Origin of the sequence: Eikenella halliae, assembly GCF_001648475.1 — a bacterium.
GTDB lineage: Bacteria > Pseudomonadota > Gammaproteobacteria > Burkholderiales > Neisseriaceae > Eikenella > Eikenella halliae.
On the sequence record NZ_LXSQ01000020.1, the window covers coordinates 78,593 to 92,529 of the forward strand.

The window sequence follows — 13,937 nt, forward strand, 5'->3', positions numbered from 1 at the left end:
GATACGGTTCGGGAAAGGTGGACTCGAGAATCCGGCACGCTCCGAAAGCAAAGGCTACCTGAAAACGAAGTTTCCGAAGGAAGCTGAGTTTCTGCGGAGCGAACCGAAGTTTCTAAAGGAAGCTAAGTTTCCGCAAAGTTAAAATTTAGTCTCGCGGGAACTTCACTTTCAGGTAGCCTTTAATCCAATCTATGCGTGGCTATTGGGAAAGTAGGATTTAAGAATCCGATCTGTGGGATTCTTGACGGGGAGGAGGGTATCTACGGGCTACCTGAAATTTCAGGTAGCCTTTATTGTGTCTCGGCTCAGCCGATGCGTTTGAACGGGGGCAGGCAGGCGAGGAGTTGTTTGCCGTAGCGGGCGGTGAGGATGCGGTTGTCTAGGATGGTGACGCGGCCGTAGTCGTGTTCGGTGCGGATGAGGCGGCCTACGGCTTGGGTGAGTTTGATGCCGGCTTCGGGCACGGTGATTTCCATGAAGGGGTTGCCGCCGCGCTGCTCTATCCAGCGGCTGCGGGTTTTTTCGATGGGGTGGTCGGGCATGGTGAAGGGCAGTTTGGCGATGATGACGTGGGCGCAGTCGCTGCCGGGCAGGTCGAGGCCTTCGGCGAAGCTGTCGAGCCCGAACAGGATGCTGGCGCGGCCTTCGGCGATGGCTTGGCGGTGGCGTTCGAGCAGGATGGCTTTGGGCAGGTCGCCTTGGATGAGCAATAGGGGCAGGTGGCTTTCAGGTAGCCTTAAGGCCACGTCTTGCATCTGTTTGCGCGAGGAGAACAAAACGAGGGTGCCGACGGCTTCTTCGGGGCTGATGAGCTTGGGCAGCCATTCGGCGATTTCGGCGGTGTGGGCGTCGGCCTGCTTGGGGCTGGCGGCCACGGGCGGGATGTAGAGCTCGCCTTGGGTGGGGAAGTTGAAGGGGCTTTCCAGCGCGAGGGTGGTGGTTTCAGGTAGCCATTGCAGGCCGGTTTGTTTCAATAAATGGTCGAAGCTGCCGAGCGATTGCAGGGTGGCGGAGGTGAGGATGGCACCGGCGGCGCGGCGCCACAGGCCGGCGGCGAGCATGGCGGCGGCGCTCACGGGGGAGACGTGGAAGGAGTAGTCGGTTTTGTCGCTGTTGTGGCTGCATTCGATCCATTTGGCCAGCGGCGGGGCATCGCCCACGGGCTCGGTGGCGAGCAAGTCCCACACGGCGCTGATTTGCTCGATGCGGGCTCGGAAGATGCCGAATTCGCTGCTGAGGCGGTCGATTTGGGCGCTGTCGCTGTCTTTTTCGCGGCGGGCGGCGGCGAGGGCGTCGTTGAGGCCGTTGGCGTGTTTGTAGAGGCTTTGCGCGGCGGCGGCGGTGTTGGATACGAGCAGGGCGAGCCCTTCGGGGATTTGGCCGTCTTGCCACAGCCATTGCGGATCGCGGCCGCTGTCGTTGTAGGCGAGCTCGGGGGTGTCGCCGAGGTGGAACTGCCATTCGTAGAGGCTGTCGAGCAGGGCGGCGGCGGCCTCGTCGGCCAGGTTGGCCAGCTCGGCTTTGTCGGCCACGGCGGCGATTTTGTCGGTGATTTGCGGCAGTTTTTCCAGCGCCCACACGGCTTGGTTCAGCGAATGCTCGGCGGCAAACTGGTTGAGCGCTTTTTTGGGCAGGTGGTGCGCTTCGTCGATGCAGTAGAAGCTGTGTTCGGGCGCGGGCAGGATCACGCCGCCGCCCATGCCGATGTCCACCATGAGCAAATCGTGGTTGCTCACCACCACATCCACGGTTTCGAGCGTGTCGCGGGCAAGGTAGAAGGGGCATTCTGGGCGGTTGGGGCAGGCGGCTTTGAGGCAGCCGTAGTTGTCGTTGTTTACCTTGAGCCAGAGGGTATCGTCGATTTTCTCCGGCCAGGTGTCACGGTCGCCGTTGAAGCGGCGTTCGGCGAAGGCGTCGGCCAGCTCGCGCAGGGTTTGGATTTCTTCGGGCTTGGGTTTGCTGTCCCACAGGATTTGCGGGGTGTCGAAGCCGGCCAGGCTTTGCTGTGCCTGGCTTTGGGTGAGCTGGTAGAGCTTGTAGGGGCAGAGGTAGCGGCCGCGCCCTTTGGCCAGGGCAAAGGTGAGCTCGAGCCCGCTTTTTTCCACCAAAAACGGCAAATCGCGCCCCACCAGCTGCTCTTGCAGCGCCACGGTGGCGCTGGATACCACCAGCCGCTTGCCGCGCGTTTGCGCCATGATGCCGCCGGCTAAAAGATAGGCCAGGCTTTTGCCCACGCCGGTGGGCCCTTCGATTACGGCGATGCTCTCGCCCTCACGCTTGGGCGGTTCTTCGCCGTCGGCCTTTTCCAGTGTACGCGACAGGGTGTTGGCCACGGCGGCCAGCATTTCACGCTGCGCTTTGCGCGGGCGGAAATGGGGCAGGTTTTCGCTGATGGCTTGGTAGTGGCGGCGGATGGCGTCTTTTTCTAAATCGGTGAGCATGGCGGTGGCGGCAGGAAAGAAGCGGGTATTATAGAAGATTATGGGAGGGCTTGGGCGGGAGTGGAGGCTACCTGAAAAATATAGGGCAGGGCAGAGAAGGCATAGGTGTTCCAAAACCAAAATAAGACAACGCCATATCCTTCACGGAGAAGGCTATAAACTTTCAGGTAGCCTGTTGCGCGATAAAGGCTACCTGAAACCCGATGGCGTGCAGAATGAAAGGCAAGTACAATCCGCCGCATCAACCATCAAACAGCTGGAGAGTGAAATGTCTGAACTCTTGGAATTTTTCCGCACCGAAACCGTGGGTGCGGCGGCAGAAACGCTGGATTTTTGGCTCAACGAATGCAGTTTGGACGAAGCGCCTTCGGCAGAGGAAGTGGAGCAGTGGCAGGCGGTGCTGGACGAGCGCGGCGGGCGGTTTGTGCGGCTGGCGATGATGTGTGCCGACTGGCTTGAGGAGCACCGGACGTGAACCGTTGGCTGTGGCTGAGCGTTTTGTGGTTTGCGGGCATGATGTATGCGCTGCTGCTGCATCAGGGCGGCAACGCGCCGCTGCCGTTTGCCCATTTCGATAAAGTGGTGCACGCGGCTTTGTTTTTCGGCCAATTTTGGCTGCTGGCTAAAGTGTTTTTGCTGCTGCGGCGGCCTGTGCCGTGGCAAGCTTTGCTGCTGGTGGCGCTGGTGCTGGCTGCGGGCAGCGAGTGGGCGCAAGGCACGCTCACGGCATCGCGGCAGGCCGATTGGCGTGATGCGGCGGCAGACATGGCCGGTGCGGCGGCAGCGCTGTATTTTGCCGCTCGGGTGCAGGCGGCACGCGCCGGGAAGCGGGCGGGTTGGCGCGAAAAGTGTTGAGATGATGCTTGCTAAACGCCGCCACCGGGCTTATAATGCGCCTTCTTTCGGAATGTAGCGCAGTCTGGTAGCGCACTTCGTTCGGGACGAAGGGGTCGGAGGTTCGAATCCTCTCATTCCGACCAGCTTTTCAAAAAGACTTGGTGCTGCCAAGTCTTTTTGTTTTGGTGCGGCACAAACGCTGTGCCGCTCTCGGTCTTAAAAGGCTACCTGAAACTTAGGTTTCGGCCAGGCTGAATATTTCCCAATCCATCCAGTTATTGCAAAGAAATCCGTTATGACCGCCTCTCTTATCCAAGACCTGCAAGCGCGCGGCCTGATCGCGCAAACCACCGACATCGAAGCTTTGAGCACGTTGTTGAACGAACAGAAAATCGCCCTCTACTGCGGTTTCGACCCGACTGCCGACAGCCTGCATATCGGCCACTTGCTGCCCGTATTGGCCTTGCGCCGTTTCCAACAGGCGGGGCATACGCCGATTGCTTTGGTGGGCGGTGCGACCGGCATGATCGGCGACCCCAGCTTCAAAGCGGTGGAGCGCAGCTTGAATTCCGCCGAAACCGTTGCCGGCTGGGTGGAAAGCATCCGCAACCAGCTGAAACCGTTTTTGAGCTTTGAAGGCGAAAACGCCGCCATCATGGCGAACAACGCCGACTGGTTCGGCAGCATGAACTGCCTCGACTTCCTGCGCGACATCGGTAAGCATTTTTCTGTGAACGCTATGCTGAACAAGGAGTCCGTCAAACAGCGTATCGAGCGCGACGACGTGGGCATTTCCTTCACCGAGTTCGCCTACACGCTGCTGCAAAGCTACGACTTTGCCGAGCTGAACAAACGCCACGGTGCAACGCTGCAGATTGGCGGTTCCGACCAATGGGGCAACATTACCAACGGCATCGACCTGACCCGCCGTTTGAACCAAAAACAAGTATTCGGCCTGACCCTGCCGCTGGTCACCAAATCCGACGGCACCAAATTCGGCAAAACCGAAGGCGGCGCGGTATGGCTGAATGCGAAGAAAACCTCGCCGTATCAGTTCTACCAGTTCTGGCTGAAGGTGGCTGACGCTGATGTATATAAATTCCTGAAATACTTCACCTTCCTGTCTATTGAAGAAATCGCCGCCATCGAAGCTAAAGACAAAGCCAGCGGTACCAAGCCCGAAGCGCAACGTATCCTCGCCGAAGAAATGACCCGCCTGATTCACGGTGAAACTGCCCTGCAAGCCGCGCAGCGCATTACCGAGAGCCTGTTTGCCGAAGACCAAAGCAGCCTGACCGAAAGCGACTTCGAACAACTCGCCCTCGACGGCCTGCCCGCGTTTGAAGTTTCAGGTAGCCTCAATGTGGTGGAGGCCTTGGTGAAAACCGGTTTGGCTTCCTCCAACAAAGAAGCGCGCGGTTTTGTGAACAGCAAAGCGGTATTGCTCAACGGCCAAGCCGCCGAATTGAACAATCCGAACCATGCCGCCGAACGCCCCGACGATGCCTATCTGCTGACCGACGCACACAAACGCTTCGGTAAATACACCATCGTGCGACGCGGCAAACGTAACCACGCGCTTTTGGTGTGGCAATGAGTTGAATGAAAACCAAAGGCTACCTGAAAACCCAGCCGCCCAGGCCGGATTTTCAGGTAGCCTTGTTTTTAGATTTGTGCCTTGAAAACACAACATGTTTTCTCAGGATAGAGGCTGGCTGAAACCGTTTTCCCGGCTGGTATTCAGGTTGTCGGCAAGGTCGTTTTCATCGTATGATTCTGCCTCTGGCCGGCCGGCAAACAGTAGATTTTGCAGAACAGGCAGATCATCAGCTTGTTCTGCAAAATCTAATTGAAATCAGAAAGCTAAACATGATACAGGCAATCAACCCAATCCGGCTGGCCGACGAGGCCTCCCGCCCGCCGGAAACCATTTTGGTGAACGTAACGCCGCAGGAAACCCGCGTGGCGCTGCTGGAAGAAAACAAAGTGTGCGAACTGCACATCGACCGCAACAGCGGCCACGGGCTGGTGGGCAATATTTATTTGGGCGTGGTCAAGCGCGTGCTGCCCGGCATGCAGAGCGCCTTTATCGACATCGGCTTGGAGCGCGCCGCCTTTTTGCACATCGTGGACGTGCTCGAACAGCGGCAGAAGCCGGAGGAAACCCAGCGCATCGAACACATGCTGTTTGAAGGGCAAACCATCCTGGTGCAGGTGATTAAAGACCCGATTAACAGCAAAGGCGCGCGCCTTTCCACCCAAATTTCCCTGGCTGGCCGCTTTCTCGTGTATCTGCCGCAAGACGACCACATTGGCATTTCCCAGCGCATTGAAGACGAAGAAGAACGCAACGAATTGCGTGCCCGCCTCAAAGCCCTGCTGCCCGAAAATGCCGGCGGCTACATCATCCGCACCAGCGCGGAGACCGCCCGCGACGAAGAATTGCAGGCCGACATCGACTACCTGTCCAAGCTGTGGCAAGACATCCTCGCCCGCTCCAAAACCAGCCCGGCCGAAACCATGCTGTATCAGGATTTGCCCCTGAGCCTGCGCGTACTGCGCGATATGTTCAACGGCAACACCCAGAAAATCTTCGTCGATTCCGCCAATAATTACCGCCTGATGCAGGAGTTTGCCCGGCAATACGTACAGGGCGCGGTGGAGTGCATCCAACACTATCAGGGCGAAAAACCCTTGTTCGAGCTCCATCATGTGGAGCAGGAAATCAACCAGTCGCTCAAGCCGCGTGTGGATTTGAACTTCGGCGGCTACCTGATTATCGAGAGTACCGAAGCCATGACCACCATCGACGTGAACACCGGCGGCTTCGTAGGAGCGCGCAATTTCGACGAAACCATCTTCAAAACCAACCTCGATGCCTGCCACGCCATCGCCCGCGAGCTGCGCCTGCGCAACCTCGGCGGCATGATTATTGTGGATTTCATCGATATGGTGAGCGAAGAGCACCGCCAGGCCGTATTGGGCGAGATGGCCAAAGCCCTGCGCTTCGACCGCACCCGAGTTACCCTCAACGGCTTCACCAGCCTGGGGCTGGTGGAGCTCACCCGCAAACGTTCGCGCGAAAACCTCAACCACATCCTGTGCGAACCTTGCCCCACCTGCCAGGGCAGGGGCTACCTGAAAACCCCGCAAACCGTGTGCTACGAAATCCAACGCGAAATCGTGCGCGAATCCCGCCGCTTCGATGCCCGCGAATTCCGCATCCTCGCCGCGCCGGCCGTTATCGATTTGTTTTTAGACGAAGAATCGCAGTCGCTTGCGCTGCTGATTGATTTTATCGGCAAACCCGTTTCCCTGATGGTGGAGAGCAGTTATACGCAGGAGCAGTTCGATATCGTGCTGCTTTGACGGGACGGGCTAGGCAGAAGGTTTAAAAGCGCGATGCCCGGCGGCATTCAATTTTCAGGTAGCCTGCCAATCGCCCGGACGGGCTGATTCTGCAAGGTTTTAGGCAGCCTGCAACAGAGCCGGTTGCCGTGGATTTCTTAATAGGCAGGCTTGCAGCGGGCGATGCCGTATCGGGCATGGAGTTGATTGGCCGTATATTTTCAGGTAGCCTCAGGTGTTCCTCGGGCTACCTGAAAATATACGCCCCTTGGAAACAAACACATCCTGACCAGCAGGGAAAGCTTCCGCAAGCCAAAGCCGCCCCGTTTGCCCGCCAGAAAGGAAACGCATGAAACTGCAAGATAGAGTCATCCTGATTACCGGCGCCTCGCAAGGCCTCGGCGCCGAAGCCGCCCGCGCCTGTGCCGAAGCCGGCGCCACCGTGGTATTGGTGGGCAGGAGCCAGAAAAAGCTGGAAAAAGTGTACGACGCCATCGTTTCCGACGGCTGCCCCGAGCCCTTCGCCGTGGTGTTCGACCTGCTGGCCGCCGAAGAGCAGGAATACGAACGCCTGGCCAAAGCCGTGGCCGAAGCCACCGGCGGCCGCCTCAACGGCATCATTCACAGCGCCGCCTATTTTTACGCGCTCTCGCCGCTGGAATTCCAAACCGTGGCCGAGTGGGTGAACCAATACCGCATCAACACCGTCGCCCCCATGGCGCTCACCCGCGCCTGCCTGCCCATGCTGCAGGCGGCCGAAGATGCCTCCGTGGCCTTTATCGGCGAGAGCCACGGCGAAACCCCGCAGGCCTATTGGGGCGGTTTCGGCGCTTCTAAAGCCGCTTTGAATTACTTGTGCAAAGTGGCTGCCGACGAATGGTCGCGTTTTCCCAACCTGCGCGCCAACGTGCTCGTGCCCGGCCCCATTAATTCCCCGCAGCGCATGAAAACCCATCCCGGCGAGTCCCGCAGCGAGCGGCGCGAATTAAGCGAACTTGCCCCCGAGTTCGTATACTGGATGAGCGGGGAAAGCAAAGGCCGCAGCGGCGAGATTGTGTATCTTTAGTCAGCCTGGCCAACCGGCGGGCATTCCGGAAACCGACGGTGTTGTCCATGCGCTCGGCTGTTGCCTGCAAACCGGCTGAACTTTTGCACTAGTGTCATCTTGCCCTGCCGCCTTGCCCGTCCTTACCTTCAATCCGCCGTACCAATAACCGATTGAAACCATTCAATCAAACATATCGAAAAGGCTACCTGAAAATGTTCAGGTAGCCTTTTCGATAAGCAAAATAGCGGGCTTCGCCTTGCGTGCTTGTTTGTTTGCGGCCTGCTATCTTGCTTGGCCGGGGCTTTAATCTGCGCGGCCGTGTTTTTGGATGAATTCGATTTTGTAGCCATCCGGGTCTTCCACGAAGGCGATAACGGTGCTGCCGTGTTTCATCGGGCCGGCTTCGCGCACCACTTTGCCGCCTTTGGCGCGTACGGCATCGCAGGCGGCGTAGGCGTCTTCCACTTCGATGGCGATGTGGCCGAAGGCGTTGCCGAGGTCGTAGCTGGCGGTATCCCAGTTGTGGGTGAGCTCGAGCACGGCGGTTTCGTCTTCGCTGCCGTAGCCGACGAAGGCGAGGGTGAAGCGGCCGTCGGGGTAGTCTTTGCGGCGCAGGAGTTTCATGCCGAGCACTTCTTGGTAGAAGGCGAGGGAAGTTTCGAGGTTGCCGACGCGCAACATGGTATGGAGGATTCGCATGGTTTGTCCTTGGTAGGTGTTTGCTAGGAAAGCGGATTGTAGCAGGTTCGCGGCGGGCTGAGGAGCTTGGGGCGGCCTGAAAACGATGGAGCCGGATTTTAGTCAGCCGCTTGTCGCGGTGGTTTGCAAACGCGGTATCATCACTATTTTAGCGAGGCAGCATCAGCATACTAGATGATGCCTTGCCCCGTGCTTAATGCGCATCCAATCTATTTTCAGGTAGCCTGCCATTCAAACCGCCAGGCTACCTGAAACCCGTCCGGAGACCCACCATGCCCAACCGTACCGACCGCCTGCTCAAACTCTTGCAGCTTTTGCGCACCAGCCGCCATCCGAAAAGCGCGCGGCTGCTGGCGCAGGAGCTGTGCATCAGCGTGCGCTCGGTATACCGCGACATCGACACGCTGCGCCATCAGGGCGCGGTGATAGACGGGGAAGCGGGCGTGGGCTTTGTGTTGCAGCAGGATTGCAATCTGCCGCCGCTGATGTTTAGCGAAAACGAGCTGGAGGCATTGATGTTGGGTATGCGTTGGGCGGCGGCGCATGCCGATGGCGAAATGGCCGAGGCGGCGCGTTCGGTGTTGGGCAAGGTGCACGCGGTGTTGCCCGCACGCTTGGCCGAGCAGGCAGCGGCGCATGCGGTGTACCCGATGGGCGGCACGTCGTATGGGAGCGGCGAAGGGCAGGTGTTGGCACTGGTGCGGCAGGCTTTGCGGGAGAAAACGGCGCTCAGCTTCAGCTATACGGATTTGCAGGGGCAGGCCAGTAGTCGCACGGTGTGGCCGGTGGCGTTGGGCTATTTGGACGAGGCGCGGCTGTTGGCGGCTTGGTGCACGTTGCGGCAGGCGTTCCGCCATTTCCGCTGCGACCGCATCACGCAAGCCCAAATCGGCGCGGCTTATCCCATGCCGCACCGTCTGCTGCTGCAACGCTGGCGGCAGCAGGAAGGGCTGGATTTGAGTGCGTTCGATTTGAGCCGCTAACATTGATTTTGCTTCAGCCAAGGCCTTGGCTGCTGACAGGAACTGACACAGCCAAGGCGTATCATGACTGCACTTCAGGCTACCTGAAGATACAATTAACTGTTTTAAAAGGAAAAATCATGAGCAAAATCACCCTCTATACCGTGCACCCCTCACGCGGCAACAATGTGCGCTGGATGCTGGCCGAATGCGGCGCGGATTACGACACCGTGACGCTGGATTACCCGCAGCTCAAAGAAGCGGATTATTTGGCCATCAACCCGATGGGCAAAGTGCCCGCCATTACACACGCGGGGCAAGTGATTACCGAGCTGCCCGCCATCCTCACCTATCTGGCCGAGCTTTTCCCCGAAAAACGGCTGATCCCGGCTGCTGGCACGCCCGAGCGCGGGCAATACTACCGCTGGCTGTGGTTTGGCACGCAGCTTGAATACGCCATTCTCGACCGTTGGCAGCAAGTGCCGCAGAGCGAAGATCGACGCCGCGCTATCGGCTACGGCGATTTCGATACTGCGTTGCACACCCTGCAAACCCTGCTGGCCGACGGCCGCGAATATGCGGTGGGGCAGCACTTTAGCGCACTCGATGTATACCTGACCGGCCTCTTGGCTTGGGGCATGTTCCGCACCCAAGTAGTGCCAAACGTTGAACCGTTTGCAAGCTATATGCAGCGCCATCTGCAACGACCGGCAGCACAGGCGGCACAGAACTAGGACGTTGGCACGAAAAAAGGCTACCTGAAAATCTTTGCTTCGCAGCAATGCGCGGAGCGGGTTTCAGGTAGCCTTCATTTTGTGCAGATATTTTTGCAGAATGCTTATTTCGGCAGATAATCCATCGGATTGACGGCGCGGTTGTTGACGCGCACTTCAAAGTGCAGTTTCACGCGGTCGGTGCCGCTGCTGCCCATGGTGGCGATGGTTTGCCCGGCGGATACCTGCTGGCCTTCGCGCACGCTGATTTGGCTGTTGTGCGCGTAGGCGGTGAGCATGCCGCCGGTGTGGGTGATGAGGACGAGCTTGCCGTAGCCGCGGATGCCTTCGCCCACATAGCTCACGCGGCCGGGGGCGGCGGCTTTCACGGGCGTGCCGGCGCTGCCCGCAATATCGATGCCTTTGCTGGAAGAACCATTAAACTGGGTGATGATTTCGCCGCGAGCCGGCCATTGCAGGCTGCTGGGCGCGGCGCTGGGGCGCTCGCCCGCGGTGCGCGTTACCGTGCGGTTGTGCGTGTTGCCGGAGGACGTGCTGCGGCTGTTGCCGCTGCCCACGCGCAATTGTTGGCCCACTTCGAGCTGGGAGGGGTTTTTCAGGTTGTTCCAAGCCATCAGGCGGGAAACGGGTTGGTTGAAGCGTCGGCTGATGCGGTAGAGCGTGTCGCCGCGCTGTACGCGGTAGTATTGATCGCCGGAGGATGTACCGGCGCAGGCGGCCAGGAGGGTGGTGCAAAAGAGGGCGGTGCAGGCGGAAGAGAATTTCATGAAGCGCTCCGTGTGATGGGGCAGCTGGGCTACCTGAACAATAATAAAGAATGCCTTTATCATACTATAGGATGCGGCCTGCTGTAAAAACGGCCTAGGCGGTGGAGCGGAGGAAATGAACGGTTGGCGGGCGGGCAAGGGGGCGTACACCAACCGCCTTGGATGGGGTTGGGCTTGCCGGAACCAATGTTTAACCGCGTTGAAGCTAATGTTTTGGCTTGTTCAGCTAGCCGGATTGCCAACTGCAAACGGCGGTAAACTTTGCTGCTGTCCGCTTGATTTTGCGTGCGGCGAGCAGATATAGGGATGGCCGTTGTGTCCTAAGATTTAAGCTTTGGATAGCGCCGATTGAATCAGCATCTGCGTGCCGAACCAGCCCCAGTAGATGCGGTGGCGCCAGATGAGGCCGTCTTTGAGCTGCATCAGCTCTAAAATGTCGATTTGCTCGCCATCGGGCGTTTGGCGCGGGTATTCCCACACAAGGAGGTCGCCGCTGGCAAGGTATTGGCCGCTGCGATACCAGCGCACCCATTCGTTGGGGCGGCGGCGGGTGCCTTCTTCGAGGAAGCGGCCGATTTCGGCTTTGCCGTGCAGCACGCCGCTGTTTTGATTAAGGATGATGGGCACCAGCGGCGATTCGAGCTCGGCTGCTTCGTGATACAGGGCGAGCAGGGCAGCGGTGTTGCGGCTTTTGGCGGCTTCGTGCCATTGCCGGTAGATTTGTTTGGCGGTCATGATGTTTCCCAGTGTTGGATGCAAGAACCGAATGCTACGCTTGCTGAAGCTTGTAGGCTACCTGAAAAAGAGTGGAGCGAATTTCGCTAAAATAAGCGGAACGAATTTCGTTAAAACGATGCTTTAGTGTTGAGCTTCTGCGAAGCTAAAATCATTTCTTTGTTTGAAAAGGAAAAAACGATGCGTTACCTTGGAATTTGGCTCTTGCTGCTGGCGGGGGCGGAAGCGGCTTCGATTGTGATGGTGGCCGAGCGGCTGGGCGGGATGCCCACGCTTTTGCTGATGGTGTTGTCGTTTATGGCTGGGATGGTGATGCTGCGCAACTTGGGTTTTTCTTCGGTGATGCTGGCCGGATCGCTGTTTAATAGCCGGGGCGAGGTGTCGTTTTACCAATTGCTGTGGCCGCTGCGTTATATTGTGGCGGCGCTGCTGTTGATGTCGCCCGGTTTTGTATCCACTGCTTTGGCCTTGCTGCTGATGCTGCCGATTAAGGGCGGCCCGGCGGCGGTGCGGCCAAATCAGATGGGGCAGAACTTCCGATCTTCCGGCTACGGTGCGGACGGCGACATCATCGACGGCGAGTTTGAAACCGTGCGCCCGCAAGAGGAGCGCGAAGAAACCCGCTTGCTGGAACAGCACGATTACAAGCCGCCGCAATAAGGCTGATTAACCTCAAAAGGCTACCTGAAAATCGAGACAAAGATTTCAGGTAGCCTTTTTCTTATCCGCCGCGCGTGTACAATACGCCTTTTCCCGCAACAGCAAACCAGCAACATGAAACCGAACAGCCTCACGCAGCGCCCCATCGGCGTATTCGATTCCGGCGTCGGCGGGCTCACCGTGGTGCGCGCGCTGATGGAGCGGCTGCCCAACGAAAACATCGTTTATTTCGGCGACACCGCCCGTGTGCCCTACGGCGTGAAATCGCGCAGCACCATCGAAACCTACACCGCGCAAATCGTTGAATTCTTAATGCAGCACGACGTGAAAGCGCTGGTGATTGCCTGCAACACCATCGCCGCCGTGGCCGGTGCCAAAGTGCGGCAAACCGCCGGCGGCATGCCCGTGCTCGACGTGATTGCCGCCGGCGCGCAAGCCGCGCTGGCCACCAGCCGCAACGGCCGCATCGGCATCATCGCCACGTCCACCACCGTCAATTCCAACGCCTACGCCCGCGCCATCCACGCGCAAAACCCGCAGGCGCGCGTGCCTTCCCAAGCCTGCCCGCTGCTGGTGCCGCTGGTAGAAGAAGGCTGGCTTGAGCACGAAGTTACCCGCCTCACTGTGCGAGAATATCTCAAGCCGCTGCTCGCCGAAGACATCGACACCCTCGTGCTCGGCTGCACCCACTACCCCCTGCTCAAACCCCTGCTGCAAAGCGAAGCCCCGCATCTGGCGCTGGTGGATTCCGCGCTCACCACTGCCGAAGCCACCGCCGCCGCCCTTGCCGAGGCCGGCCTGCTCAACCCCAGCCAAACCCCCGCCGACTACCATTTCTACGTGAGCGACATTCCCCTGCGCTTCCAAACCATCGGCGAACGCTTTCTCGGCCGCAGCCTCGAGCAGATTGAAATGATGCGGCTCGGCTAGTGCCAACTCATTTTCAGGTAGCCTCTCCCATCCGCAAAGGCTACCTGAAAGCGGGCAGAGCGGGCTTGCACCAAACACGGTGGCTGCCGGATACTCCCCGCCTGTGCGGCAATGCACGGAGCAAGGCAGCAGCCTGAAACCCCCAAAACCCTCCCACGGAGAAAACCATGATGCACAAACGTTATTTTCTGCTTCCCCTATTGTTACTGACCGCCTCCGGCGCATGGGCTTGCGATCCTGCCCAAGGAACAGGGCAGTGTGGTTATCAAGGATATGGTGGTGTTTATAGCACCTACGGTGAAGCACAAGATTCCTATCGGAATGCCTATCCCCAGCCAACCTATGCGCCCCCACAAATCTACGTACCCCCGCCGACACCCCAGGCCTACACCCCGCCGCCGATCCGCGAAAGCCGCTACGGCGCAGTGGCCTATTATGAAAATCCCAACGGCGAATGGAACAGCAGAACCATGTTTACCTCCGTCCACAACATCAGCTCAAAGCAAAGAGCCAGACAAATGGCCTTGCAGGCGTGCAACCGCAAAAGCGGCCGCACCTGCAAAATCATGTTTGACTACACCAACCACTGCGCCAGCGTAACGACAGGAGTAAATGCCAAAGGCCAACAGCTGTTCGCCGAATTTGCACCGCAGCGCGGCCAAGCAGCACTGAAGGCCATGCAGAGCTGCCTCGACGCAAATGCCAAAGGCTGCGAGTTTGTTATGCAGGAAGAATGTTCCCTGCCCATATATTGACGCCCCGCAAACGCCGGCCAA

At 58.7% G+C, this 13,937-nt stretch carries 14 protein-coding genes and 1 tRNA gene; 11 read left to right on the forward strand and 4 right to left on the reverse strand.

The genetic code is table 11. From position 1 onward, the window contains the following. Positions 1-305: 305 nt before the first annotated feature. The gene (dinG, locus tag A7Q00_RS08135; protein WP_064090065.1) at positions 306-2,441 is read right to left on the reverse strand and encodes an ATP-dependent DNA helicase DinG; all 2,136 of its coding nucleotides are present in this window, start codon (positions 2,439-2,441) and stop codon (positions 306-308) included. A 40-nt stretch (positions 2,442-2,481) separates the two neighbouring features. On the opposite strand from dinG, the gene A7Q00_RS14310 reads away from it, so the two are divergent. The 6 genes from A7Q00_RS14310 (at position 2,482) to A7Q00_RS08165 (ending at position 7,692) form a co-directional block, all read left to right on the forward strand. Continuing rightward, positions 2,482-2,916, forward strand: coding sequence for a hypothetical protein (locus A7Q00_RS14310; RefSeq protein ID WP_425387504.1), 435 nt, complete (start codon positions 2,482-2,484; stop codon positions 2,914-2,916). Further along, positions 2,913-3,296 carry a hypothetical protein gene (locus A7Q00_RS08145; protein ID WP_082887797.1) on the forward strand — a complete coding sequence of 128 codons (384 nt, stop codon included), beginning with the start codon at positions 2,913-2,915 and terminating at the stop codon, positions 3,294-3,296. The genes A7Q00_RS14310 and A7Q00_RS08145 overlap by 4 nt, the downstream gene beginning before the upstream one ends. 48 nt (positions 3,297-3,344) lie before the next feature. Further along, positions 3,345-3,421 (forward strand) — tRNA-Pro (locus tag A7Q00_RS08150). Positions 3,422-3,573: 152 nt separating this feature from the next. Continuing rightward, positions 3,574-4,875 carry a tyrosine--tRNA ligase gene (tyrS, locus tag A7Q00_RS08155; protein WP_064090066.1) on the forward strand — a complete coding sequence of 434 codons (1,302 nt, stop codon included), beginning with the start codon at positions 3,574-3,576 and terminating at the stop codon, positions 4,873-4,875. Between the two features lie 272 nt (positions 4,876-5,147). Beyond that, entirely contained in the window at positions 5,148-6,647 is a 1,500-nt protein-coding gene (gene rng / locus A7Q00_RS08160) for a ribonuclease G (RefSeq protein ID WP_156503781.1), read from the forward strand. 328 nt (positions 6,648-6,975) lie between these two features. Further along, positions 6,976-7,692 carry an SDR family oxidoreductase gene (locus tag A7Q00_RS08165; protein ID WP_064090067.1) on the forward strand — a complete coding sequence of 239 codons (717 nt, stop codon included), beginning with the start codon at positions 6,976-6,978 and terminating at the stop codon, positions 7,690-7,692. Positions 7,693-7,977: 285 nt separating this feature from the next. On the opposite strand, the gene gloA is transcribed toward A7Q00_RS08165, so the two are convergent. Beyond that, positions 7,978-8,373 (reverse strand): lactoylglutathione lyase, encoded by a 396-nt coding sequence (gene gloA, locus A7Q00_RS08170; protein WP_064090068.1) that lies wholly within the window; start codon positions 8,371-8,373, stop codon positions 7,978-7,980. A 272-nt stretch (positions 8,374-8,645) separates the two neighbouring features. Here gloA and A7Q00_RS08175 point away from each other — a divergent pair, with 272 nt between their 5' ends. Both A7Q00_RS08175 and A7Q00_RS08180 read left to right on the forward strand, forming a co-directional pair. Next, on the forward strand, positions 8,646-9,356 hold the full coding sequence (locus A7Q00_RS08175; protein ID WP_064090069.1) for a helix-turn-helix transcriptional regulator: 711 nt from the start codon (positions 8,646-8,648) through the stop codon (positions 9,354-9,356). A gap of 119 nt (positions 9,357-9,475) precedes the next feature. Beyond that, the gene (locus A7Q00_RS08180) at positions 9,476-10,069 is read left to right on the forward strand and encodes a glutathione S-transferase family protein (protein ID WP_064090070.1); all 594 of its coding nucleotides are present in this window, start codon (positions 9,476-9,478) and stop codon (positions 10,067-10,069) included. Between the two features lie 104 nt (positions 10,070-10,173). Here A7Q00_RS08180 and A7Q00_RS08185 read toward each other — a convergent pair whose 3' ends face one another. Both A7Q00_RS08185 and A7Q00_RS08190 read right to left on the reverse strand, forming a co-directional pair. Then, entirely contained in the window at positions 10,174-10,836 is a 663-nt protein-coding gene (locus tag A7Q00_RS08185; RefSeq protein WP_064090071.1) for a peptidoglycan DD-metalloendopeptidase family protein, read from the reverse strand. A gap of 327 nt (positions 10,837-11,163) precedes the next feature. After that, positions 11,164-11,571 (reverse strand): nuclear transport factor 2 family protein, encoded by a 408-nt coding sequence (locus tag A7Q00_RS08190; RefSeq protein ID WP_064090072.1) that lies wholly within the window; start codon positions 11,569-11,571, stop codon positions 11,164-11,166. A 180-nt stretch (positions 11,572-11,751) separates the two neighbouring features. Between A7Q00_RS08190 and A7Q00_RS08195 the strand changes: the two genes are divergently transcribed. The 3 genes from A7Q00_RS08195 to A7Q00_RS08205 all read left to right on the forward strand — a co-directional run bounded on the left by A7Q00_RS08195 (position 11,752) and on the right by A7Q00_RS08205 (position 13,916). Beyond that, the gene (locus A7Q00_RS08195) at positions 11,752-12,231 is read left to right on the forward strand and encodes an FxsA family protein (protein WP_064090073.1); all 480 of its coding nucleotides are present in this window, start codon (positions 11,752-11,754) and stop codon (positions 12,229-12,231) included. A gap of 114 nt (positions 12,232-12,345) precedes the next feature. Further along, complete coding sequence (murI, locus tag A7Q00_RS08200; protein ID WP_003821951.1) at positions 12,346-13,161, forward strand: glutamate racemase; 816 nt, start codon at positions 12,346-12,348, stop codon at positions 13,159-13,161. A gap of 167 nt (positions 13,162-13,328) precedes the next feature. Then, entirely contained in the window at positions 13,329-13,916 is a 588-nt protein-coding gene (locus tag A7Q00_RS08205; protein WP_082887798.1) for a DUF4189 domain-containing protein, read from the forward strand. Positions 13,917-13,937 lie beyond the last annotated feature (21 nt).